We start from the raw sequence: 23,364 nt of genomic DNA, 5'->3' as shown, positions 1-23,364 counted from the left end.
GCCCGCCGAGTTTGCGCTACAATGCGCGCTTTCCACCGCTTCGGTTTGATCCTTATGCCCACCTTGTCTTGGACGGAAAACGGCCACCCCCGTCAGGCCGAATGGCGCCACCCTTCCCCCGCACAAAAACCGCCCGCCGAACTGGCCGTGGCCGATGCCGGCCTGTCTGCCGCCGCCGCCCTCAAACAGTTCCACCAAGGCCGCGCCTTATTGTGGCGGGGCGACTACCACCAAGCCGTGCAGCTGCTTTCCGCCGTTAAAAAACGGCTGCCGCCGCCCAAAAGCGGTGACTTCCACACCCACCGCATGCAGCAGGCCCAACGCAGCCGCCTGCTCAATCTTTTATTGGTGGAAATCGACGGCGGCTACCGCCTCGGCCTGCGCCGTGCGCCCGATGTAGCCGACGCCCTGGCCGATGCCTTCGGCCCTGCCGACGCCACACCCTTCCTGCTGCCGCTTCAGCTCTTGCTCGGCCTGATCGGCGCCCGCCAATGGCATGAAAAAGGCGTGCCGCTGGCGGTATTGGGCGGAGAAAAAATCCATGTGCCTTTCGGCGTGTTTTCCCCCGTGCGCGGCGAATACCTCGAACTCTTGGCCGCCGAACCGCTGCCGCCGCAGGCACGCAGCGCCTTCGACATCGGCACCGGCAGCGGCGTGATTGCGGTGCTGCTGGCCAAACGCGGCCTCCCCCGCATCACCGCCACCGACAACAACCCGCGCGCGCTGGCCTGCGCCGCAGCCAACTGCCGCCGCCTGGGCGTGGCCGAGGCGGTCAGCGTGTTGGCGGCCGATCTGTTCCCGCCCGGCCGCGCGGATCTGATTGTATGCAATCCGCCCTGGCTGCCGGCCAAGCCGAGCGCCGACATCGAAACCGCGCTGTACGACCCCGATTCGGCCATGTTGCGCGCCTTTCTACAGCGGGCGGCCGACCACCTGAATCCGCAGGGCGAGGTGTGGCTGGTGATGTCTGACCTGGCCGAACACCTCGGCCTGCGCCGGCCGGGGGAGTTGGCCGGCCATATTGCCGCCGCCGGCTGGCAGGTGGTGCGCCGCCGCCACATCCGCCCGCAACACGCCAAAAGCCGCGATGCGCACAATCCGCTGGCATCTGCCCGCAGGCAGGAAACCACCACGCTGTATGTGCTGCAACCTGCCGCCGCAGCGGCGGAAACGGCTGCCGGGGCGCAACAGGCTACCTGAAAAGCTATACGGCTTTCTGCGCGGCTTTATTCAAAAAGGTATCAGCCGCAAACGCCCGTAAAAAAAACGCCGCAAAACGCGGCGGTTTTTTTGCGGGCGCGGCACGCCATCACGGCTGCACCGCCTCGGCTTCCGTCTCCAAAGCTTCCTGCAAGCGGCGCTCGATCGCATCAGCATCAAACGATTTGGCAATCAGCTCGAAACGGCTGTCGCGCCGCCAAGACACTTGGTTCGCGCCCCAATGGCCGTCGCTCCAATTGAGCCACACCCAGGTGCCCAACACCTGAAACACGCCCTTGGCGCGCACCAAGCCTTCGCACAGGGTGGGTAGGTCGTCAAAAAATTGGGTCAGCCGCTCGCCGTCGAAATTCTGCCCGGCGGGGAAAGTATAGCCCTGCGACTGCAAACCCATGCTGTTGTCGGGCAGCGCCTTGATGCGGTAGCGGCTTTTTTCGGTGACCGGCGTTTCCAGCAGCGCAATGTCGAGTGCCGAATTTTGGGTTTCGACCACCGCCGCTTTGGGCGGAAACAGCTTGGCCGAGCGCTCGCGGAATGCAGCCAGCACCGGCGGCGGGCAGACATCCATCTTATTGGCCACCAACACGTCGGCCACGCTGATCTGATCTTTGTATAAAGGCTGCAGGGCGTAATCGTCGTCCACAAACTGGCGCGGATCCACCAAGGTAAAGACGGCGGCAATCTCGAGCATTTCGTTAAAGGGCGGGCTGCGCAATTCGTCGATCACGCTGGCGGCGTGGGCCAGCCCGCTGGCTTCGATGATGATGCGGTCGGGTTTGTTGCCGCTGATCATGCGGTTGATGGTGTTGCCCATTTGGGTGCCGGCCACGCAGCACAGACAGCCGCCGGCAATTTCGGCCACCGGAATGCCGTTGTCGCTCAACACCGCGCCGTCAATGCCGATTTCGCCGAATTCGTTCACGATGATGACCCACTTTTCGGCCGGGTCTTTTTGCGCCATCAAGTGACGCAGGGCGGTGGTTTTGCCGGTGCCGAGAAAACCGGAAAACAGATGGACTTTGGCTTTTTTTATGGCTGACATTTCTGGCAGATTCCTGTTAAAACAACGTGTTCTTCTTTTAGTTTAAAACCGCTGGCCGCCACGCCGGCGCGCAAAGCGGCCCATTCGCGGCTGAGGGTTTGCTCGTCCACCGAGCCGCATTCGGTGCACACCAAAATAAACGCGCTGGCGTGGTGGGCGGTTTCGTCGTGGCTGTGGCAGGCGGCCACGCAGTCGTGGCGGGCGTGGCTGCACAATACATAGCCGTTGACCGCCGCTACTTTGTGCAGCACGCCGTATTCGGCCCAAAAATCCAAGGCGCGGTAGGCCGTGGGCGGGGCCACCACGCCGCTGCTGTTTTGCTGCATATGCGCCAGCACGGTATAGGCTTTGATCACGCCTTCCTGCTGTAGCACGATGTCGAGCACCTGCTCGCGCAAAGCGGTTACCTGGCCGCCCTGCGCTTGGGTTTGGGCTATGATTTTGGCTTTGTTGGCCTGAAAACCCATGGCATTATCCTTTCAGGTAGCCGGTGAGGCGGGCGAGCCAGTTTTTCGGCGGCGCGGCGTCGGGCTGCTCTTGGACAACGGCGGGCGCGGCCTTGCGCTTTACCGGCAGGGCGCCGAAGCTTTGCGCCACCGGCATGATTTCGATGCTGTTCACATTCATGTGCGGCGGGCACTGGTACAACCACAACACGGTATCCGCAATGTCTTCCGCCCGGATGTAGTCCACGTTGTCATACAGGGCGGCGGCCCGCTCATCGTCGCCTTTGAAGCGCACATTGGAAAATTCGGTGCCGCCGCACAAACCGGGTTCGATATTGCTCACCCGCACCCCGGTGCCGGCCAAGTCGGCGCGCAGATTGAGGCTGAACTGGCGCACATAGGCCTTGGTGGCGCCGTACACATTGCCGCCCGGATAGGGATAGGTGCCGGCGATCGAGCCGATGTTGATCACATAGCCGCTTTGGCGCGCCACCATGGCGGGCAGCAGCCGGCGGGTGAGGTAAGTGAGGCCGATGATATTGGTTTGGATCATGGTCTGCCAGTCGGCAAACTCGGCCTGGTGCGCCGGCTCCAAGCCTAAAGCCAGGCCGGCGTTGTTCACCAAACAGTCGATCTCGGCAAAACCTTCCGGCAGCGAAGCCAAGGCGGCGTCGATGGCAGCGGTGTCGGCCATGTCCATCACCAGCGGCAAAAACAGGCCGCCCAACTCCTCGCGCAGGGCTTCCAGTTTGTCGCCGCGCCGCGCCGCCCCCACCACCGGATAACCCGCCCGCACCAAGGCCGCACAAATCGCGCGGCCGAAACCGGCCGAAGCGCCGGTCACCAAAATCGCCATGATGTCCTCCGATCTGAAAAAACAATGCCTGAAACGGGGTGCAGTATATCATCCGTACGCCGCAGCCCGCATCGGCAAAGCCGCTTTCCAAGCGTGCGCGCCAATCCCTTTTCCCGGCCTTTTGCCCACAAAGCGTCCGAATCGTGATAGATTCCCTCCCGTTTGCAGCCCGCCGCTTTCGGGCTACCTGAAAGCGGCGGCGCAAACACACCACCACTAACCATTAAGATAAAGGGATACCCCATGAAAAAAACCACAGCCATGATGCTGCTCTCCGCCCTCGCCCTGGGCTTGGCGGCCTGCGGCGGCCAAAGCGGTTCTGCCGCCAAAGGCCAATATTCGCAAGAGCGCAGCACCGCCTTCAAAACCATGATGCCCAACTTCTCCGCCATGGGCAAAGTAGTGAAAGGCGAAGAGCCCTACCAGCCCGATGCCTTCAAAACCATGGCCGAAACCTTTGTAACCGAAAGCCAGGAACCCTTCAAACACTTCGCCCAAGACCCTGACGGCCAAACCGGCGACGCCCTGCCCAATATATGGAGCGATGCCGCCGGCTTCAAAACCGCCGAAGAAAGCTTCCACGCCGCCGTGGCCAAGCTGAATACCGCCGCCCAAGGCGGCAATTTGGAAGAAATCAAAGCCGCCTACGGCGAAGTGGGCGCCAGCTGCAAATCCTGCCACGACACCTTCCGCAAACCCAAATAATACCGCCGCCGCTGCCCGGCGGCGCCATCAGGCTACCTGAAAGCATCCGCGCCCCGCGGCCGCGCTTTCAGGTAGCTTTTTATTTTGCCAATCCGCCCCAATAAGGTGCCGGCAAGCGGGGACGAAAGGATTTGTTTCCTTTATGCGGCCGATATTTGCCCGCAAACCGGGCTGGCGTTATACTGCCGCCCTTTGCGCCGCAAGCCCCTTGCCGCCTACCAAAACACCACACACATTCACAAGGAAAACCCCAGCAATGAACGCCATTGCCGACGTGCAGAGCAGCCCCGATTCACGCAATATGCCCATCAACCAAGTGGGCATCAAAGACCTGCGTCTGCCCTTGCGCATCCGCAGCCAAGACGGCGAGCAAAACACCGTCGCCCGCCTCACCATGACGGTGGCCCTCCCCGCTTCGCAAAAAGGCACCCATATGTCCCGCTTCGTGGCCTTGATGGAGGAGCAGGCCGGCGTGCTGGATTTCGTGCGCTTACGCGAACTGACGGCCGACATGCTCGCCTTGCTCGACGCCCAAGCCGGCCGCATCAGCATAACCTTTCCGTTTTTCCGCCAAAAAAGTGCCCCCGTCTCCGGCATCACCTCGCTCTTGGATTACGACGTAACCCTGACCGGCGAATCGGAAAACGGCATCTACACCCACACCTTGAAAGTATTGGTGCCGGTTACCAGCCTCTGCCCCTGCTCCAAGGAAATTTCCCAATACGGCGCGCACAACCAGCGCTCCCACGTAACTGTTACCCTGCGCTGCCGCGAGCAGGCGGTGGAAGCGGAAGAAGTGATCGACTTGGTGGAAAACCAAGCTTCCTGCCAGCTTTACGGCCTGCTCAAACGCCCCGATGAAAAATACGTGACCGAACGGGCTTACGAAAACCCGAAATTTGTCGAAGACATGGTGCGCGATATCGCCGTGGCCCTGAAAAACGATCCGCGCATCCTCAGTTTCACGGTAGAAAGCGAAAACTTCGAAAGCATCCACAATCATTCGGCTTATGCCCTGATTCAATCGGACACGCTCTAAACCGGCCTGTTTGCCGCCGCTGAATTCGGCAGCCGACGGCCGGCAGCACCGCAACAACCGCCCGCATGCTTATCTGACGGGCGGTTTGCTTTTGCGAAATTGTCTGTCCATTCCCTGTTGCGCCGCCGCCAAACAAAAACCGCTTCCCGAAACGGGAAGCGGTTTTGAGCAAAATCGGCAATATTTACTGGGCGGAAGCGGCAGAAGCCGGAGCCGCTTCGGCGGGCGCAGGCGCAGCTTCGGCGGCGGCCGGTGCGGTGTTGAACCACTTGGCGTAAATTTGGTCGTAAGTGCCGTTGGCTTTGATGGCGGCCAAACCGGCGTTCAACTTGGCCATCAAATCGTCGTCACGGCCTTTGCGCAAAGCGAAGCCGTAGTATTCTTTTTCGAAGCCGTTATCGACCAAGGTACGCAGCTTGGCATCGGGATTGTTGTTGACGAAGTTCTGTACCACGCCGTTGTCGCCCACTGCGGCTTCCACACCGCCGTTGAGCAACTCTTTCATCGCCAGCGGCATGGTTTCGAAGCGCTTGATCATGGCGCTCTGCTCGCCTTGCAGTTTCTGCATCACCAAATCGCCGGTGGTGCCACTTTGCACGGATACGGTGCGCGATTTCAGGTCGTTAAACGATTGGATGGCGGCCCCTTTTTCGCCGGTCACAATCATTTGGGTGGCCTCAAAATAGGGGTCGGTGAAGTCCATCACGTTTTTGCGCTCATCGGTAATGGTGACGCTGGAGGAAATGATGTCGCGGTCGCCCTTGTCCAGGGTGCCGAAAATGCCTTCCCAAGGCGTATTCACCAATTTCAGGTTCAGGCCCTGATTCTCGGCAATGGCTTTGAGCACATCGGCGGAAAAGCCCACCACTTGGCCGTTTTCTTCATATTCGAACGGGGCGTAAGTGGCATCCAGGCCGACAATGTATTCCTTGCCGCCGGCCGGTGCGCTGTCGGAAGACGCAGCAGAACCGCCGCTGCCGCCGCAGGCGCCCAAAAACATGACCGCAGCCAAAGCCAGCGCCGAAAAGGTATTTTTTTTGTTCAACATCGTGATTTCTCCTAAGTTTGTGATGTGGAGGAGCCGACCGTGTCCGAAAACGGCCGGCCCGCGCAAGGCGCATCATACACATCATTTAATTTCATGCAAATTAATTTTTACATTGAACAATCAACGCGGAGGCAATGTGTCGAGAAAACCCCGGCCGAAGCCTTTCAAAATGCTGTATTCGGCATCGATGCGCACCGCTCTCACGTTCGTCCAACCCAAGTAAGCCGCCGTCAGCAGCCAAGCCAACACCAGCAGGCCCAATGCCCCCAGCCCCCAGCGGGCGTCGCTGCCAAAGAAAACGGCGCCAATCGCCAGCAAAGTCAGCAACACCCAAGCCCACACCAGCGCCATCTGCCGCCGCGGAATGCGGGCGTGTTGCGCACACCAAGACACCGTCACTTCCGTACGCTTGCGCAGCAGGGCGGCCAGCACGCCGAAAGCGATGAGCGCAAACATACCGATGAAAAAAGCGGTCAGCAAAATCAAGGCCAGCGCAGGCGGATACCAATGCAGCTTAACACTTTTTTCACGCACCACCTCAGCCGAACCGCAGCGCACGCAACGGCAAGGCAGATCGCTGTCGGCGGGCAGCCACACCTTATTGCCTTGCCGGAAACAGGCTTCCTCGCGGCCACGGCCGGCCGGAGTGGCCGGCGCTTGGTAGGGACGAAAACCGTCTTTTTCCATGACACCTCCATCAATGACTTAGCGAACACGGCATCAGGCTACCTGAAAGCCCAATCGGCGGCTGTTCAGGTAGCCTGATGCCGGCAATCAGCCGGAAAAACGGCTTCAGATATCCAGTTTTTGCAAAATAAAGTCGATGTCTTTGTCGCCGCGGCCGGAGAGGTTGACCAGCAGACGTTTGCCGCTGTCGAGCAAGGGCGCCCGGCGCAGGGCGTAGGCCAAGGCATGGGCGCTTTCCAGCGCGGGGATGATGCCTTCTTCGCGCGACAGGGTGAGGAAGGCGTCCAAACATTCGGCATCGGTGGCGGTTTCGTAACGGCCGCGGCCGATGTCTTTCAGGTAGCAATGCTGCGGGCCGATGCCGGGGTAATCCAAACCGGAGGCAATCGAATGCACCGCGGCCGGGGTGCCGTCTTCTTCTTGCAGATAATAGCAGTTGAAGCCCTGAATATTGCCGAACTTGCCCAAGGTCAGGGTGGCGGCGTGGCGGCCGGGGCGGTCCAAACCTTCGCCGGCCGGCTCCACGCCCACCAGCGCTACTTCTTCATCGTCGATAAAGGCATTAAACAAACCCATGGAATTGGAGCCGCCGCCCATGCAGGCGATGACTTCGTCAGGCAGGCCGCCGTATTCGTTTTGGAACTGTTCGCGCGCCTCTAAGCCGATGATGCTTTGGAAATAGGCCACCATTTCGGGATACGGCGCCGGGCCCACCACCGAACCGATGGCGAACATGCTGTTTTCCAAGTCTTGCATATAAGCGGCAAAGGCGCTGTCCACCGCTTCTTTCAGCGTGCCCGCACCGGCGGACACCGGCACCAGCTTGGCGCCGAGGATTTTCATGCGCGATACATTGGGGTGCTCTTTGGCGATGTCCACCACGCCCATATGGATTTCGCACTCCAAGCCCAGCAGTGCGGCGGCGGTGGCCAAGGCCACGCCGTGCTGGCCGGCACCGGTTTCGGCCACCACTTTTTTCTTGCCCATTTTCTTCGCCAACAGCACTTCGCCCAAGCAGTGGTTGATTTTGTGGGCGCCGGTGTGGTTGAGGTCTTCGCGCTTCAAATAGATTTGCGCTCCGCGGCGCGACAGGCTGCGGGCGTGGTAAATCGGGCTCGGGCGGCCGACATAAGTGGCCTGCAGGCGTTTCATTTCCGCTTTGAATTCGGCGTCTTCAATAATATTGCGGAAGCCTGCTTCCAATTGGTCCAGGGCTTTGGCCAGTTCGGGATGGTCGATTTTGCCGCCGTGACGGCCGAAATTGCCGTCGGCATCGGGGCGGACCAAGCGGTTTAATTGCTCTTGAATCATAGGGTTTCCTCGGAATGGGAGTCGGTTGTTTGGGAAGCCGACGGCTGTGGCGGCCGGCCGGTGTGTACGGTAATCGGCGCGGTAAACAGCTGGGCGTTGGGAATGACAATCCGGCTGCCGTCTTCGCCGCGCAGGGTGGTGGCCCGAATCTGTACGTCTTCCACCACGCCGGTGAAGCCGTTGGAGGTGATGTTGTCGCCGATGCGGAACGGTTCGTTCACCAGCAGCAGAATGCCGGAGAGCAGGTTTTGCAGAATGTCTTTAAAGGCAAAGCCGACCGCCACCGAGCCGATGCCCAAAGTGCTGATCAGCTGCCCCGGCGTGAAGCCGGGCACGGCCACCACCAAGGCGCACAAAAAACCGATCAGCAAAATGCCGGTGCCGCCGATGCGCTTGAGCAGCAACAGCACATTAGGCCGGGCCGCCAAGCGCTTACCGAGCAGACGGCCGACAAACCATTTGAACAATTGGGCCAGCAGCCAGAAAGCGAAAAACAGCAGCAAGGCCATCATCAGATAAGGCGTGTGCGCCCAAAAGCCGCGCATCAATTCGTTGGCGGCAGACACCATCTGGCCGTAGTGGCCCAGAGAAACGAAAGAACTGCTCAACATCATAAAGGGCTACCTGAAAAGGAAAGCGGTGTTTGGCCGCTGTCTTCATTGCGCTGCAACAGCATGGCGTCGCCGTAGCTGAAAAAGCGGTATTGCTGTTCGATGGCGTGGCGGTAGGTGCGGCGGATGTGCTCCATGCCGGAAAACGCGCTCACCAGCATCAGCAAAGTGGACTTGGGCAAGTGGAAATTGGTGATCAAGCCGTCCACCACGCGGAAGCGGTAGCCCGGCGTAATGAAAATATCGGTGTCGCCTTCGCCCGCCCGCAGGCTGCCTGAAGCGGCGGCCGATTCCAAACAGCGCAAAGAAGTGGTGCCCACCGCCCACACGCGGTTGCCGCGCGCTTGGGCCGCCGCCACCGCCTGCACGGTGTCTTCGCTAATGTGGTACCACTCGCTGTGCATGGTGTGTTCGGCAATGTTTTCCACCCGCACCGGCTGGAAGGTGCCGGCACCCACGTGCAGGGTCACTTCCGCCGTTTCAATGCCGCGCTCGGCCAAACGCGCCAGCAACGCTTCGGTGAAATGCAGGCCGGCGGTCGGCGCAGCCACCGCGCCCTGATGCTTGGCATACACGGTTTGGTAACGCTCGTCGTCATCCGCTCCGGCCGCTCGCTCGATATAGGGCGGCAAAGGCAGATGGCCGTGCCGCTCCAGTATGTCGTACACCGTTTGGCTACCTGAAAGCACAAAACGCAGGCAAAACAACTCCCCCGCACGTTCCTGCATCACCGCCCGCACCCCGCCTTCAAAATGCAACTCTGCGCCCGGCTTGGGCGACTTGGACGAGCGCACGTGCGCCAGCACGGTTTCCGCGTCCACCACCCGTTCCACCAAAGCCTCGATGCGACCGCCACTGGCCTTTTGACCGAACAGGCGCGCCTTCATCACCTTGGTATTGTTGAACACCAGCACATCGCCCGGCGAGAGCCAGTCCGGCAAGTCCGCAAAACGGCTGTCTTTCGGCGGCTGCCCGGGCAGGGCCGCGAGCAGACGGCTGCCGCCGCGTTCGGCGGGCGGATGCTGGGCAATCAGGTGTTCGGGCAAATCAAAATCGAAATCGGCAAGCTGCATGCGGGAAACCGGCAGAAAAAAGGACGCCATTATAGGCTTCCGCGGCCCGTCAGGCTACCTGAAAGACCGTTTTTTGCGCCAACAAGGCGCGCACCATCTGCTGCCTGTTCCATAGGCTCCGCCCGCCGCCCGAACCGGTCTGCCTTCGGTTTGATTCCGCCCCAAAACGCGCTAAAATGCGGCATTTTTTGGGCGAACCGGAGCTGCCTTTTTTATGTTTCTCATCTTGATTTTGATTCTGCTGCTGGCCGGCATCGCCTTCTTATTGTGGTGGCGCGGCAAAGAAGAACGCGAATGGCTGATGGAGCTGGCCTACCTGAGCCGCCACGAAGGCCGCGAAACGCCGGCTGCCCACGGCGCCGACGCCCCCAAGCAGCAGCCCGCCCGCCCGAATGTGCAAGACCAGCGCAGCCAGCAGCAAATCAAGCGGCACTACCAGAAAATCCAAGACGATCTGCGCCGCAAAATCGAGCAGCTCGGCCCCAAACCCAACAAGAAAAAGCCCCGCCGCCGCAAGTCCGACAACCAAGAAGAGCTGCCCATCTTCCAAGACGAAGCCGCCGACGCCTCCGCCGCCGTTGGGTTTCAAACCGGCAAACCCCATTCCGAACAGCCTCTGCCGCCCGACTGGCAGGCGCCCGCCGCAGAAACGACAGACGAGAAGCCAATCGGGCCGAACATCCCCGCCGCAGAGGCAGCGCCCGATTTGTCACATCCCGCGCCCGAGTTATCGGTGATTTCTCTCGAAGAAGCCACCCGCCGCCTGTGGCAGGCCGAGCCGGCCGCAGAAGAAACCGATGCCGCCCCGGCCGAGCCGGAAGAAATTTCGCTGGACGAAGCCACCCGCCTGCTCGCCAAAACCGCGCCCCCACCCGAACCGGTACGGGAAACCGTGGTGCTCAACCTGCCGCCCAAACACGAACCGGCGCCGGCGCACGATTTAGAAGAAATCACGCCTGACGACCCCGCCCTGCGCTATGTGCGCGAAAAAATGCAGCGCGGCTGGGCACAAAGCAACCGCACCACCGTGGTCAGCCCCCAGCTGCCGCCGCGGCAGCCTAACGGCTTTCAGGTAGCCTCTGCCGAACCCGCAGCACCTCTGGCACCGCCGGCCGAGCCGCCCCACACCATCAGCCACGACGACATCCGCAGCAACCTGTTGCGCCAGCGCTTGGCCAGCCGCCGCGCCCAACAGCAGGCTGCCCAAGCGGCCGCCGAAGCCGCCCAGCCGATGCCCGATTTGGCCGTGATCGGCGAAGACGAAGTGTTGGCCAACCTGGCCAAAACCGATTCGCCGGTCAACCGCGAACGCAACCGCTTCAAACGCCTCACCGTGCGCGAAAGCGTGATTCCCGCTGCCGCCCGCCTCGGCCAAAGCTACAGCCTGAAAGTGCCGGCCGAGCAGCCGGCAGCCGCCCCGATTTCCACCCGCTTCACCCCCTTCGAGCAGCGCCCCGAAACTTACAGCCACCTGCCGCAGGAAACCCTGGCCGCCGCAGAAACCGAAGCGCCGGCCTTCACCGATGCGCCGGCTGTGGCCGATGCCCAAGTGCACATCAGCGACAATCCGCCGTGGACGATTACCGACCGTCTGCTCAGCGAATCGCCCGCCGCACCCGAAGAGCAAGTGCACGCGCCCTCTTCCGGCCTGTCTTTCCGCCCCGACCCCTCTCTCGGCGAACTGGCCCCCTCAGCCCAGCCTGCCATCGAATTGGGCGACGACAGCGAGTGGCAGCAGGCGCTGGCCGAAGGTGTGCCGCAACCTGACTGGCCGGCAGCCGCCGAAACCGCCCCGGCTGCGGCTTGGTCGGTATCGGCGCCGGCACCCGCCTACACGCCCAAAACCTCGTTTACCGACTTTGCCGAATACGCCCTGCCGGTAAAAGATTTGCTGCTGCCGCCGCAATACAACAGCCATGCGGCCGTAACAGAAGAACAGTTGATCGAAAACGGCATCACCATCGAAGAAAAACTGGCCGAATTTAGAGTGAAAGTGAAGGTGGTGGATGCCTATGCCGGCCCGGTCATCACCCGCTACGAAATCGAGCCCGATGTGGGCGTGCGCGGCAATTCGGTGATCAACCTCGAAAAAGACCTCGCCCGCTCGCTGGGCGTGGCCGCCATCCGCGTGGTGGAAACCATTCCCGGCAAAACCTGCATGGGCTTGGAATTGCCCAATCCGAAGCGGCAGATGATCCGCCTGAGCGAAGTGTTCGATTCGCCCGCCTTCCAAAACAGCCCTTCCAAGCTCACCCTGGCTTTGGGCCAGGACATCACCGGCCAGCCGGTGGTGACCGACCTGGCCAAAGCGCCACACCTCTTGGTAGCCGGCACCACCGGCTCGGGCAAATCGGTGGGCGTGAACAGCATGATTCTCTCCATGCTGTTCAAAGCCACGCCCGACGAGGTGCGCCTGATCATGATCGACCCCAAAATGCTGGAACTCTCGATCTACGAAGGCATTCCGCACCTGCTGGCACCGGTGGTAACCGACATGAAACTGGCCGCCAACGCGCTCACTTGGTGCGTGAACGAAATGGAAAAACGCTACCGCCTGATGAGCCATGTCGGCGTGCGCAACCTGGCCGGCTACAACCAGAAAATCAAAGAAGCCGCCGAGCAGGACGAAACCCTTGCCAACCCCTTCAGCTTAACGCCCGAGCAGCCCGAGCCGCTGGAGAAACTGCCCTTCATCGTGGTGGTGGTGGACGAATTCGCCGATTTGATGATGACCGCCGGCAAAAAAATCGAAGAGCTGATTGCCCGCCTCGCGCAAAAAGCCCGCGCCGCCGGCATCCACCTGATTCTGGCCACCCAGCGCCCCAGCGTGGACGTGATCACCGGCCTGATCAAAGCCAATATCCCCACCCGCATCGCGTTTCAGGTATCCAGCAAAGTGGACAGCCGCACCATTCTCGACCAAATGGGCGCGGAAAACCTGCTTGGCCAGGGCGACATGTTGTTCCTGCCGCCGGGCACCGGCTATCCGCAGCGCGTGCACGGCGCCTTTGTGGCCGATGAAGAAGTGCACGGCGTAGTGGAATACCTCAAAGGCTTCGGCGAGCCGGACTATGTGGAAGACATCCTCACCGCCGGCGTGGGCAGCGACGATTTGTTCAGCAATGCCAACGGCGGCTACGGCGGCGGCGAAAAAGACCCGCTGTTCGACGAGGCGGTGGCCATCGTGCTGCGCACCCAGAAAGCCACCATTTCCTCCATTCAGCGCCATTTGCGCATCGGCTACAACAAAGCCGCCACTCTGGTGGACCAAATGGAAGCCGAAGGCATCGTGTCCGCCGCCGACACCAACGGCAAGCGCACCATTTTGGCGCGGCAGGACCAACTCGATGGCGACGCTTAACACGTTTGCCCACAGGCTACCTGAAAGCCGTTGCCACACCCGCCGCACGCTTTTCAGGTAGCCTCAATTCTGCTGTAATGTTCTCCCTCAGCCTGCTCCACGGCACCACCAAAAGGAAACCCAGCCATGCGTTGCTTACTGCTGTCCGCCCTGCTTTTCGTTACCCTGCCTGCCGCCGCAAAAACCATCGTCGTGAGCACAGCCGACGCCCAGTGCAGCAGCCCCGCCGACTGCACACACGGCCTACGCTTCGCCCGCGGCGACTGGCTGTTGGTGTGCAGCAATACAGGCGACTGCACCGCCGTCGGCTATCATGCCGGCATCACCGGCCAAACCGAGCGCCTGCCCGTTTCCGTCTTGATTCGCCGCAAAGCGGGCGCCACTAGCCCGGCCACCACCTTGGTGACCGTTGACCCGCCGGTGCGCGAAAACCTGCTGCTCAACGGCCAACCGCTGCAAACCGGCGCGCTGCTCTCGCTGCTGCGCGCCGATCCGCCCCGCCCCATCGTGTACCAACACGGCGACAAACAATGGACGCTCTCCACCCGCGGCGCTGCCGAAGTGCTGGCCAAGATGGATGCCTACCAAGGCCGCAGCGGCACGCCCGGCGCCCTGCTGAATCCCGGCAACGCCGCCTATCAGGGCACGGCCGTGTCCAAACCGGTCATCACCGCCCGGCTACCCGCTTGGCCGTCCCGTACTTCTGAAAGCGAAAGTCTGCGCACCCTGCTGCGCGGTCCCGTCGCTGCCTCCGGCCTGGCGCCAAACGGCTGCCAGCGCTTGGATCACGGCAATCATCCCGGTCAGGAAGTGCCCCTTTTCACCCTGTATCCGTTGGACAAAGACACCGTATTGGCCGAAACCGCCTGCGATTACGGCAATGCCAAACGCCTGTTTGCCTTGGTCAGCCGCGACCTGACGCGCCTGATCGGCTTTGTGCCCGTACCCAATACCGCATTCGCCCGCTACCACAGCAACGGTGCCATCGAAGCACACCAACCGGACGGCAACTTCGGCGAGTGCTACCAACAGTCGATATACATTTGGGACGGCAATCGTTTCGTCTTAAGCCGCCTGAGCACCAGCGGCCTGTGCGGCAAAGGCAGCATGAGCTATGTGTGGGGCGCGCTGCCGCTGTTTGAAACCGATGTACAGCTCGACCTGCCTCCTCAGCCCGGCTACTGATGAACCCGATTTGTTTGGCCGCCACAGCGTACCGCCGCTTGGCTCGCACGGCTTTGAGACTGACAGCGCGCCTTAGAGGCTGAGACCTTTGCAAAACCCTCAGATGTGGATGCAGTTCAAGGCGTAGCAGCGCAGCGAGCGCAGACATATCATCTAGATAGGCAAGTGAGCGAGCAGCGCACAACGCAGAAATGCGCCGCAGATGAGGGTTTTGCAAAGGTCTCAGGCTGTTTACCCGTCACCTTACCCACTTGAGATCATGTGTTCACAACCAGGAAGGAATACCCGATGAATATCTCCGCTTCACAGCGCCCATGGCACACGGCTTATGAAAAATTCAATATCCCCATGACGGTAAGCACACCCGACGGCGTGGGTACGCTGATCGATTACTTTGAATATCTGATTGCCAAGCAGCCCGATGCCATCGCCTTTACTTGCCTGGGACAGTCTTTGGATTATCGCGCGCTCGATGCACACAGCAAACGGCTGGCCGCTTATCTGCAGACGCTGGGGCTCCAGCGTGGCGACAAAATCGCCGTCATGATGCCCAATCTTTTGCATTATCCCGTGGCCATGATGGCGGTGATCCGTGCTGGATTCGTGCTGGTGAACATCAATCCGCTTTACACGCCGCGCGAGCTCGCGCACCAGCTCAACGATTCTGACGCCAAAGTTTTAATCGTCGCCAAAAACTTCCTCGATACCGTAGCCCAAGCCCGGGCAGAGACTGCTCTTCAACACCTCATCACCACCGACATGCAGACATTGGGGTTCGTGTCGCCGGAGGGAAAAGCGATTGATGCGGAAGCCGCCGCTTACCAAAAACCCGATTATGTGATGCCCGATGACGTGGTCTTGCTGCAATATACGGGCGGCACAACGGGCGTAGCCAAAGGAGCCATGCTGACCCACCGCGGCCTGATACACAATGTCTATCAGCTCAATGCCGTGGTCGGACATACGCTCAGCGGCCACAGCGGCTATATCTTAACGGCCCTGCCCCTTTACCACATTTTCGCCTTTAGTGTGTGCGTACTCTTCGGCATGCAGGCAGGACTGGCCAACCTCTTGATCCCCAATCCGAGAGATTTGCCCGGTTTGATTGACGCCATCCAAACATACAAGCCGATACTGATTCCCGCCGTGAATACGCTCTTCAACGCCATGCTGGCCAGCGAAGCGTTTTGCAATATGGATCACGGACATGTGAAATTGTGCGTGGGCGGCGGCATGGCAATACTGTCAGACACCGCCAAGCGCTGGCAGGAAGTGGTGGGACAACCCATTATCGAAGGCTGCGGCCTGTCGGAAACCGGAACGGTCATCAGCGTGAATCCGCCTGCAGCCGGCTTTACCGCCAGCATCGGCATCCCCTTGCCCATGACCGATATCAAACTGTTGGACGATGAAGGCAATATATGCGGCATCGGCCAAGCGGGCATGATATGTGTGCAGGGTGTGCAGATCATGAAGGGCTATTACAAACGCGAGCATTTGCGCCACGAATACATGACGCCTGACGGATACTTTAAAACCGGCGATATCGGCATCATGGATGCCGACGGGTTTATCAAAATCATCGACCGCAAAAAAGACGTGGTCAATGTGTCCGGCTTCAATGTCTATCCCAGCGAAATCGAGAATGTCTATGCCAGCCATCCCGATGTGCTTGAGTGCTGTGCCGTCGGCGTACCCGATCCGCACAGCCACGAGGCCGTGAAACTGTTTGTGGTGAAACGGCGGGAGAATGTGTCCGCCGATGACCTGCGCGAATGGGGACGCGCCTACCTAACCGGCTATAAATTACCCAAACACATTGAGTTTATTGATGAGATTCCGAAATCCACGGTAGGTAAACTGCTGAGAAAGAATCTGCGCTCATAAGCCCACAACAGGCTTGGCCGATACCGCTCTGCCCCACCCTTAGGGCGTGGCGTCATCATGTTTGAGCAGCGGTTTTTTGGCTACGCCAGCCGAACCAGCCGGTGCAGCCAGATGGAACATCTTACGAGCCTGTTTAACGCCGCAGATAGGGGCAAAGGTCGCAGCCCCGCTCATCTGCCCCAGCCCGCCCGAGGCCTTTGCCCCCCAATATGGATGCCGCAGATGGGGCGGTTGCCACGGTCTCAGGCTACCTGAAACCCAACCCTAGCCACCATGCCCAACGACATCCTCCGCCAACTGCCCACCTACCGCGCCCCCTTCTGGCTGCGCGGCGGCCATGCGCAAAGCATCTGGCCCAAACTGATCCAGCCGCCGCTGCCGGCCTACCGCCGCGAACTGCTGCCCGACAGCACCGGCGAAACCGAAGTGGCTTACGACTTCATCGACGGCCGCGAGGCCGACGCCCCACTGGTAATGCTGTTTCACGGTCTGGAGGGCGACAGCGGCAGCCACTACGCCCGCGCCCTGATGCACGCTGTTCGGCAGCGCGGTTGGCATGGCGTGGTGGCGCATTTCCGCGGCTGCGGCGGCGTGCCCAACCGCGCCCGCATCTACTACCACTCCGGCGACAGCCGCGAAATCGGCCATATGCTCGGCCTGATGGCGGCCCGCTACCCGCGCATCTATGCCGCCGGCGTCTCCCTAGGCGGCAATGCCTTGGCCAAATATCTAGGCGAACAGCAAGACCGCGCCCTGCCGCAGGCCGCCGCCGTCATCAGCGCCCCGCTCGATTTGGCCGCCGCCAGCGTTTGCCTCGAACACGGCCTGAGCAAAGCCCTGTATGCGCCCTACTTCCTGCGCTCCCTGCTGCCCAAAACCGCCGCCACCCACCGGCGTTTCCCGCAGGCCGACCACCAAGCGGTGCAGGCTGCCCGCAGCCTGACCGATTTCGACAACGCCTTTACCGCGCCAGTGCACGGCTTTGCCGATGCCGCCGCCTACTACCGGCTCTCCAGCGCCAAACCCCTGCTCCGGCACATCCGCGTGCCCACCCTGATTCTCAACGCCCGCAACGACCCCTTTATGCCGCCCGCTTCCCTGCCGCAGGCACACGAAGTGTCCGACTCGGTTACCCTGCTGCAACCCGAGCACGGCGGCCACGCCGGCTTCCCGCAAGCCCGCCATCTCAACTGGCTGCCGCATACCCTGCTGCGTTATTTCGAGCTCAGCCCGCCGCGCTAAAGCGCCGCAAAAGACCGGCGCGCCTATCCAGAAAGGATGGCGCGCCGGTTTGTCGATGATGGCGTATATGCGGAAAATCTTTTCAGGTAGCCTGAGACCTTTGCAAAATTTGGCCTCACCCAGCATCCGAAACCGTAGCCTATGGTTTCGGATATTTTCATCGCTTTTTGGCCAAACTTCCCTGTTCTCCTCTACGGATTGCCTGTTTTTTAGACAATCCGCTGCCCTTTAGGCAGCGACAGGCACACTGAGCCTGTTGGCTGCTTTCAACAGGTTCACACATATCGCTTTCAGGTGGCTTTGTGCACTCACTTTGCGCAGACCAAAATAGGCTGCCCGGGCATGGCGGAATTTGCGGTGCAACGTACCGAAGCTTTGTTCCACCACATAGCGCACTTTCGCCAGCCGGCCGTTGCGGATTTTCTGCTCTTGGCTTAACGGTCGGCCACGGTGTGCTTTTTGCATGATGCCGTCCCGCAGCTGATGTTTTTCCAAATGTTGCCGGTTTTCCATGCTGTCGTAGCCTTTATCGGCATAAACCGTCGTCTCTTGGGCCAAGCCTGCCAACAAAGGCAGCAGGTGTTTGCACTCATGGGCGTTGGCCGGGGTGATGTGCAGTTTCTCGATATAGCCGTCCGCATCGGTGCGGGTGTGTTGTTTGTAGCCCAGATGGAAGCGGCCGTCTTTTTTGATCCAACGGGCATCCGGGTCTTTGCTGGGGGTGGTTTCGCCACAGACAACGCCTTCGTCATCCACTTCGATGGCCTGACGCTGTTTGCCGCCGGCCGTCTGAATAATGGTGGCGTCAACGATGGCGGCGGATGCTTTTTCTACTTTTAAGCCCTGGTCAGTCAGTTGGCGGTTAATCAGATCCAGTAGTTCGGCCAAGGTGTTGTCTTGTGCCAGCCAGTTGCGGAAACGGCAAAGGGTGCTGTGGTCGGGAATGCAAAAGTCGTCGAAGCGACAGAAGAGTTGGAAATCGATGCGGGTGATGAGGCTGTATTCGAGTTCGGGGTCGGAAAGGCTGTGCCATTGGCCGAGCAGGATGGCTTTGAACATGGAGAGCACAGGATAGGCGGGACGGCCACCATTGTCGCGCACGTAGCGGGTTTTGCGGCCGGTAAGGTATTGTTCGATGTGTGTCCAGTCGAGTATGCGGTCGAGCTTGATAAGCGGGAAGCGGTCGAGATGTTTTTCGATGTGGTGGAGGGCGTCGGTGTGTAAAAAGCTGCTCATGAAGCAAATCCTCTGCATTCCTTGGGCCGGATGGGTGGGGAATGTAGAGGATTTGGGGGTGTTTTGCAAAGGTCTCAGCCTGAGCGCTTACGCCCGTCTTTACGCCCTCAAGCCGGCAAACAGCGAAAAATACTCGGGAAAGGTTTTGTTCACACATTGCGGATCGTTGATCACCACCGGCACGCCCAGCAGCGACACCAAAGAAAAACACATTGCCATGCGGTGGTCGTCATAGGTGTCGATGCGGGCGTCGGGAGTCAGCCGCGCCGGCGGCACAATATGCAGCGCCTCCGCTTCTTCCGTTACCTCCGCGCCCAGTTTGCGCAACTCAGTGGCCATCGCGCTGATGCGGTCGGTTTCCTTCACCCGCCAAGAACCGATGTTGCGCAAGGTGCAGGGCGCACCGCTGGCCAGCGCCACCACCGCCAGCGTCATCGCCGCATCGGGAATGTGGTTGGCGTCCAGATCAAACGGCTGCACGGCTTGGCCGGGGCGGCGGCTGACTTCGATAAAATGCTCGCCCCACACCACATCGGCACCGATTTTTTCCAACTCGCGGGCAAAAGCCACATCGCCTTGGATGCTGTTCGCATCAATGCCGCTTACCCGCACCGGCGTGCCCGCCAGAAAACCGGCCGCCAAGAAGTAGGACGCGCTGGAGGCGTCGCCTTCCACCTGCACCACCGCCGGCGCCCGATAGCGCGCGTTTTCAGGTAGCCTGAACAGCCGGTAATCCTCATGGGCTACCTGAACGCCGAAACGCGCCATCAGGTTCAGCGTGATGTCGATATAGGGCTTGGAAATCAGCTCGCCCACCACTTCAATTTCGGCCGCCCCGGCGCCCAGCGGCAAAGCCATCAGCAGCGCGGTGAGAAACTGGCTGGACACATTGCCCTTAATCGGAATGCGGCGGCTGCCGTCGGCGCGGCGCGGGCCGATGTGCAGCGGCGGATAGCCGGCTGTGCCGAGGTAGTCGATCTGCGCGCCGGCTGCCCGCAAAGCGTCCACCAAATCGCCGATCGGGCGCTCGTGCATGCGCGGCACACCGTGCAGGCGGTAATCGCCGCCCTGCAGGGCCAGTGCCGCCGTCAGCGGGCGGAAGGCGGTGCCGGCATTGCCGAGAAACAAATCCGCCTGAGCGGCCGGGAAGCGGCCGCCGCAGCCGTGTACGGTGACGCAGGTGTCGCTGTGCCGCTCCAGGCGCACGCCGAGCGCGTCCAGCGCATTCAGCATATGGCGGGTGTCGTCGGACTGCAGCAACGACTCGATGCGGCAGCTGTTGTCCGACAAAGCGGCCAACAGCAAGGTGCGGTTGCTGATGCTTTTCGAGCCGGGCAGCGGCACGGTGGAAGGTTTCAATTCGGCGGCGGGCAGGCGGATGGAGTCGGTCATGGCACAAAAAAGCAGAATGGGAAAAGGCCGCATTATAAAGGCGGAACAGGCTACCTGAAACGCTTTCCTGCCGTTTGCCGGAGCCGTTTGACAAAAGACGGCTTTTTGCGCCGCCGCCCTTGCCCGCACAGCGGTACAGGCTTATGATGCGGGCGGAAGCCGCCCTTGGCAGGCGGCCTGCCGAACAAAAACAACAACAGGAGAACGCGCCATGTTCGAATGGTTGAGCCACTTTTCCAGCAGCATGGGCATGACGGCCTACATCACCCACCCGGCCTGCTTCGGTCACAATATGGGCGAAGGCCACCCCGAAGCACCCGCCCGCCTGTCTGCCATCCGCGACCGCCTGATGAGCGCGCAGCTGTTCGATTTTCTGCAGGAAGTGGAAGCGCCCTTGGTGAGCGACATCCAGCTGGCGCGGGTGCACCCCACGCGCTATCTCAACTATCTGGAATCGGTGCAGCCCGACACCGGCACCTACCGCGTGGACACCGACACCGCCATGAACAGCGGCACCCTCAAAGCCGCCCGTTATGCCGCCGGCGCGGTGGTGAAGGCGGTGGACATGGTGATGAACGAAGAAGTGCCCAACGCCTTCTGCGCCGTGCGCCCGCCCGGCCACCACGCCGAAACCGAAAAAGCCATGGGCTTCTGTTTTTTCAACAACGTCGCCGTTGGTGCCATGCACGCGATTGCCGAATACCGTCTGGAGCGCATCGCCATCATCGATTTCGACGTCCACCACGGCAACGGCACCGAAGAAATCTTCAAAGACGAAGACCGCGTGATGCTGCTCTCCTGCTTCCAGCATCCCTTCTTCCCCTATTGCGGCGACAAACCCATCGGCAGCAACCCCAACATCATCAACACACCGATGAAATCGGGCACCCGCGGCGCCGAATTCCGCGACATGGTGAGCGAAGTCTGGCTGCCCAAGCTGCACGCCTTCGAGCCGCAGCTGGTGTTTATCTGCGCCGGCTTCGACGCCCACTTGGAAGACGAAATGGGTAATTTCGGCCTGGTGGAGGCCGACTACAAATGGGTCACCCAGCAAATCATGCTGATCGCCCAGCTCTATTGCAACGGCAAAATCGTCTCCTCACTCGAAGGCGGCTACACCCTGTCGCCGCTGGCCCGCAGCGTGGCCGAGCATGTGAAAGTATTGGCCGGCGTTTAACGGCCTGTTCGTGTGTTCAGATAGCCTGATTGGGTGCCAACAGGCTACCTGAACACTACCGACCCATAGAAAGGTATGCACCATGAACCGTTTATCCGCCCGCTGGCTGGCCGGCCTCTTATTGTGCGCCCCACTGCTGCAGCTGTCCGCCACCGCCCTGGCCGAAACCGCCGCTTCCGCACCTGCCGCCGCCATAACAGCGGCCGCCGACGAACAGCTACACAACGAACTGCGCGCCCTGCGCGACACCATGCAAGACGCGCTTAACGCCCGCCGGCTCGATACCCTGCTCAATAACGTCACCGACAATGTGGTGTTTTCCACCATGAACGGCGACCGCATCATCGGCAAAGACGGCATCCATCAATACTTCCAACACATGATGGAAGGAGACCGTGCAGTGGTGAAAAACGTCACCGCCGAATTTGAAGTGGAAGCCCTCTCCCACCTCTACGGCGGCGACACCGCCGTTGCCTTCGGCCGCAGCCGCGACCGCTACGAGCTGAACAACGGCGAAACGTGGACGGTCACCCCGCAATGGAGCGCCACCATGGTGCGCCAAGACGGTCGCTGGTTGATTGCCAATTTCCATTATTCGGTGAATATGTTCGACAATCCGGTGCTCACCGCCCAACGCAACTGGCTGCTGGGCGGCGGTATCGGCGCAGCCTTGCTGCTGGGCGGGCTGGGCTTCTGGCTGGGCCGCCGCCCACGCCGCTGATGCTGGCCAACGCTGCCTCACCACCCTCAAGGCTACCTGAAACCGACTGTTTGATGACTGCCCCTCTCTCCGCCCCGCCCGACCCCGCCGAACAATGGAAACACTGGCCGCACTGCTGGTATGTGGTGGCCGGCTCCAACCACATCCGCTGCGGCGGCGTCATCAACGGCCACTTAGGCGGCCGGCCATGGGTGCTCTACCGCGGCGAAGACGGCGTATTGCGCGCCACCGATGCTTTCTGCCCGCACATGGGCGCACACCTGCAGCACAGCCGCGTGGCCGGCAACGACTTGCTCTGCGGTCTGCATGCCTGCCGCATCACGCCCGAGGCAGAACCCACACCGGCTAATACTTCCATTCAAGCCGGCTGCCGGCTGGCCGCCCGCTCTTGGCCCTGCCGCGAATACTGCGGCCTGGTGTGGCTGCATCCGCCCGCCGAACAGCCGCCGCCCCCGCCATTTGCCGAGGCCGAAGCCGCCCACCATTGGCAAACCGCCGGCCCCGAGCGCATTGCGGCCGACTGGCGCGCCATGATCTGCAACGGCTACGACCTCGGCCACATGGTGGCCGTGCACCAACGCGAAGTGGTGGGCGAGCCAGTGTTCGACACCCTGCCCGACCACACTTTGAAGATGACTTACCGCACCCGCGTGCTGCCGCGCGGCGGGCTGTCCAGCTGGCTGATGCAGAAGCTCTCCGGCGGCTGTATCGACCTCATCCACACCTGCGCGGGCACCGCCATCAGAGTGGAAAGCCGCGTCGGGCCTTTCCGCACCACAGGTATTTTCGCCCTGTATCCGCAAGACCTGCCCGACACCCCGCCCGAGGCGCGCCAAACGCTGGCCTTTGCCGCGGTCGGCATCCCGCGCGGCGCGCGCTTCGGCCGCATGCAGCTGTGGCTGGCGCGCAGCCTGTATCTGGCGTTTCTGAAAAAAGATTTTGTGGTGGTGGAACGCATGCGCCTGAAACTGGCCGGCATCACCGACCCCGGCGTCTGCGCCATCAGCGCCTATCAGGCCACGCTGGCCGCCATGGAAACCGAAACCGAGCCACCGCCGAGCTGATGCGGCCGCCCGATCCACCCAACCATCCACAAACGGCCCGCCCTGCCGCTTTTTTGCTTTCAG

The 23,364-nt window shown here is 61.1% G+C and carries 20 protein-coding genes and 1 pseudogene; 10 read left to right on the top strand and 11 right to left on the bottom strand.

Annotated elements, in window-relative coordinates:
* Nucleotides 1–54 precede the first annotated feature (54 nt).
* The gene (locus H3L94_RS04005) at nucleotides 55–1,200 is read left to right on the top strand and encodes a methyltransferase (RefSeq protein WP_182122748.1); all 1,146 of its coding nucleotides are present in this window, start codon (nucleotides 55–57) and stop codon (nucleotides 1,198–1,200) included.
* A 109-nt stretch (nucleotides 1,201–1,309) separates the two neighbouring features.
* Here the strand turns inward: H3L94_RS04005 and H3L94_RS04000 are convergent, their stop codons facing one another.
* From H3L94_RS04000 to H3L94_RS03990, 3 genes are read right to left on the bottom strand one after another with little or no spacing between them, the layout of a single operon-like run.
* A complete protein-coding gene (locus tag H3L94_RS04000; RefSeq protein ID WP_182122747.1) occupies nucleotides 1,310–2,260 on the bottom strand; it encodes a CobW family GTP-binding protein in 951 nt (316 codons plus the stop codon).
* Nucleotides 2,248–2,727 carry a Fur family transcriptional regulator gene (locus tag H3L94_RS03995; RefSeq protein WP_009118506.1) on the bottom strand — a complete coding sequence of 160 codons (480 nt, stop codon included), beginning with the start codon at nucleotides 2,725–2,727 and terminating at the stop codon, nucleotides 2,248–2,250. Before H3L94_RS03995 ends, H3L94_RS04000 begins: the two co-directional genes overlap by 13 nt.
* A gap of 4 nt (nucleotides 2,728–2,731) precedes the next feature.
* Nucleotides 2,732–3,562: an SDR family oxidoreductase gene (locus H3L94_RS03990; RefSeq protein ID WP_182122746.1), complete on the bottom strand. Its 831-nt coding sequence runs from the start codon at nucleotides 3,560–3,562 to the stop codon at nucleotides 2,732–2,734.
* 243 nt (nucleotides 3,563–3,805) lie between these two features.
* Between H3L94_RS03990 and H3L94_RS03985 the strand changes: the two genes are divergently transcribed.
* Together H3L94_RS03985 and folE2 are read left to right on the top strand one after the other, a co-directional pair.
* Nucleotides 3,806–4,267 carry a c-type cytochrome gene (locus tag H3L94_RS03985; RefSeq protein ID WP_182122745.1) on the top strand — a complete coding sequence of 154 codons (462 nt, stop codon included), beginning with the start codon at nucleotides 3,806–3,808 and terminating at the stop codon, nucleotides 4,265–4,267.
* A gap of 256 nt (nucleotides 4,268–4,523) precedes the next feature.
* The gene (gene folE2 / locus H3L94_RS03980) at nucleotides 4,524–5,306 is read left to right on the top strand and encodes a GTP cyclohydrolase FolE2 (RefSeq protein ID WP_009118511.1); all 783 of its coding nucleotides are present in this window, start codon (nucleotides 4,524–4,526) and stop codon (nucleotides 5,304–5,306) included.
* A 184-nt stretch (nucleotides 5,307–5,490) separates the two neighbouring features.
* On the opposite strand, the gene H3L94_RS03975 is transcribed toward folE2, so the two are convergent.
* The 5 genes from H3L94_RS03975 to queA all read right to left on the bottom strand — a co-directional run bounded on the left by H3L94_RS03975 (nucleotide 5,491) and on the right by queA (nucleotide 10,036).
* Nucleotides 5,491–6,354, bottom strand: coding sequence for a basic amino acid ABC transporter substrate-binding protein (locus H3L94_RS03975; protein ID WP_182122744.1), 864 nt, complete (start codon nucleotides 6,352–6,354; stop codon nucleotides 5,491–5,493).
* A gap of 120 nt (nucleotides 6,355–6,474) precedes the next feature.
* Nucleotides 6,475–7,041, bottom strand: a complete 567-nt coding sequence (locus H3L94_RS03970) for a hypothetical protein (protein WP_182122743.1) — start codon at nucleotides 7,039–7,041, stop codon at nucleotides 6,475–6,477.
* Between the two features lie 105 nt (nucleotides 7,042–7,146).
* On the bottom strand, nucleotides 7,147–8,352 hold the full coding sequence (gene trpB / locus H3L94_RS03965; protein WP_009118514.1) for a tryptophan synthase subunit beta: 1,206 nt from the start codon (nucleotides 8,350–8,352) through the stop codon (nucleotides 7,147–7,149).
* Entirely contained in the window at nucleotides 8,349–8,966 is a 618-nt protein-coding gene (locus tag H3L94_RS03960) for a mechanosensitive ion channel family protein (protein ID WP_182122742.1), read from the bottom strand. The genes trpB and H3L94_RS03960 overlap by 4 nt, the downstream gene beginning before the upstream one ends.
* Entirely contained in the window at nucleotides 8,963–10,036 is a 1,074-nt protein-coding gene (gene queA, locus H3L94_RS03955; RefSeq protein WP_182123096.1) for a tRNA preQ1(34) S-adenosylmethionine ribosyltransferase-isomerase QueA, read from the bottom strand. The genes H3L94_RS03960 and queA overlap by 4 nt, the downstream gene beginning before the upstream one ends.
* Before the next feature lie 214 nt (nucleotides 10,037–10,250).
* On the opposite strand from queA, the gene H3L94_RS03950 reads away from it, so the two are divergent.
* Both H3L94_RS03950 and H3L94_RS03945 read left to right on the top strand, forming a co-directional pair.
* On the top strand, nucleotides 10,251–13,397 hold the full coding sequence (locus tag H3L94_RS03950) for a DNA translocase FtsK (protein WP_182122741.1): 3,147 nt from the start codon (nucleotides 10,251–10,253) through the stop codon (nucleotides 13,395–13,397).
* Between the two features lie 126 nt (nucleotides 13,398–13,523).
* Nucleotides 13,524–14,582, top strand: a complete 1,059-nt coding sequence (locus tag H3L94_RS03945; protein WP_182122740.1) for a DUF1176 domain-containing protein — start codon at nucleotides 13,524–13,526, stop codon at nucleotides 14,580–14,582.
* Between the two features lie 67 nt (nucleotides 14,583–14,649).
* Here H3L94_RS03945 and H3L94_RS12975 read toward each other — a convergent pair.
* Nucleotides 14,650–14,799, bottom strand: a pseudogene (locus tag H3L94_RS12975) (lipoprotein signal peptidase); the annotation flags it as partial.
* A gap of 71 nt (nucleotides 14,800–14,870) precedes the next feature.
* On the opposite strand from H3L94_RS12975, the gene H3L94_RS03940 reads away from it, so the two are divergent.
* Both H3L94_RS03940 and H3L94_RS03935 read left to right on the top strand, forming a co-directional pair.
* Entirely contained in the window at nucleotides 14,871–16,469 is a 1,599-nt protein-coding gene (locus H3L94_RS03940; protein WP_182122739.1) for an AMP-binding protein, read from the top strand.
* Between the two features lie 273 nt (nucleotides 16,470–16,742).
* Nucleotides 16,743–17,711, top strand: a complete 969-nt coding sequence (locus H3L94_RS03935) for a YheT family hydrolase (protein WP_182122738.1) — start codon at nucleotides 16,743–16,745, stop codon at nucleotides 17,709–17,711.
* Between the two features lie 228 nt (nucleotides 17,712–17,939).
* Here H3L94_RS03935 and H3L94_RS03930 read toward each other — a convergent pair whose 3' ends face one another.
* Nucleotides 17,940–18,947: an IS5 family transposase gene (locus H3L94_RS03930; RefSeq protein WP_182122256.1), complete on the bottom strand. Its 1,008-nt coding sequence runs from the start codon at nucleotides 18,945–18,947 to the stop codon at nucleotides 17,940–17,942.
* Between the two features lie 99 nt (nucleotides 18,948–19,046).
* A complete protein-coding gene (aroA, locus tag H3L94_RS03925; RefSeq protein ID WP_182122737.1) occupies nucleotides 19,047–20,339 on the bottom strand; it encodes a 3-phosphoshikimate 1-carboxyvinyltransferase in 1,293 nt (430 codons plus the stop codon).
* A gap of 211 nt (nucleotides 20,340–20,550) precedes the next feature.
* Here aroA and H3L94_RS03920 point away from each other — a divergent pair, with 211 nt between their 5' ends.
* From H3L94_RS03920 to H3L94_RS03910, 3 genes are all read left to right on the top strand, one after another.
* Nucleotides 20,551–21,516 carry a histone deacetylase family protein gene (locus H3L94_RS03920; protein ID WP_182122736.1) on the top strand — a complete coding sequence of 322 codons (966 nt, stop codon included), beginning with the start codon at nucleotides 20,551–20,553 and terminating at the stop codon, nucleotides 21,514–21,516.
* An 82-nt stretch (nucleotides 21,517–21,598) separates the two neighbouring features.
* Entirely contained in the window at nucleotides 21,599–22,237 is a 639-nt protein-coding gene (locus tag H3L94_RS03915) for an SgcJ/EcaC family oxidoreductase (RefSeq protein ID WP_182122735.1), read from the top strand.
* On the top strand, nucleotides 22,237–23,301 hold the full coding sequence (locus H3L94_RS03910) for a Rieske 2Fe-2S domain-containing protein (RefSeq protein WP_244958836.1): 1,065 nt from the start codon (nucleotides 22,237–22,239) through the stop codon (nucleotides 23,299–23,301). The genes H3L94_RS03915 and H3L94_RS03910 overlap by 1 nt, the downstream gene beginning before the upstream one ends.
* Nucleotides 23,302–23,364 lie beyond the last annotated feature (63 nt).

Source organism: Neisseria shayeganii, assembly GCF_014054965.1.
Taxonomy (GTDB): domain Bacteria; phylum Pseudomonadota; class Gammaproteobacteria; order Burkholderiales; family Neisseriaceae; genus Eikenella; species Eikenella shayeganii.
The sequence above is the reverse complement of the archived record's forward strand: the minus strand, read 5'-3'. Positions and strand labels throughout refer to the sequence as shown.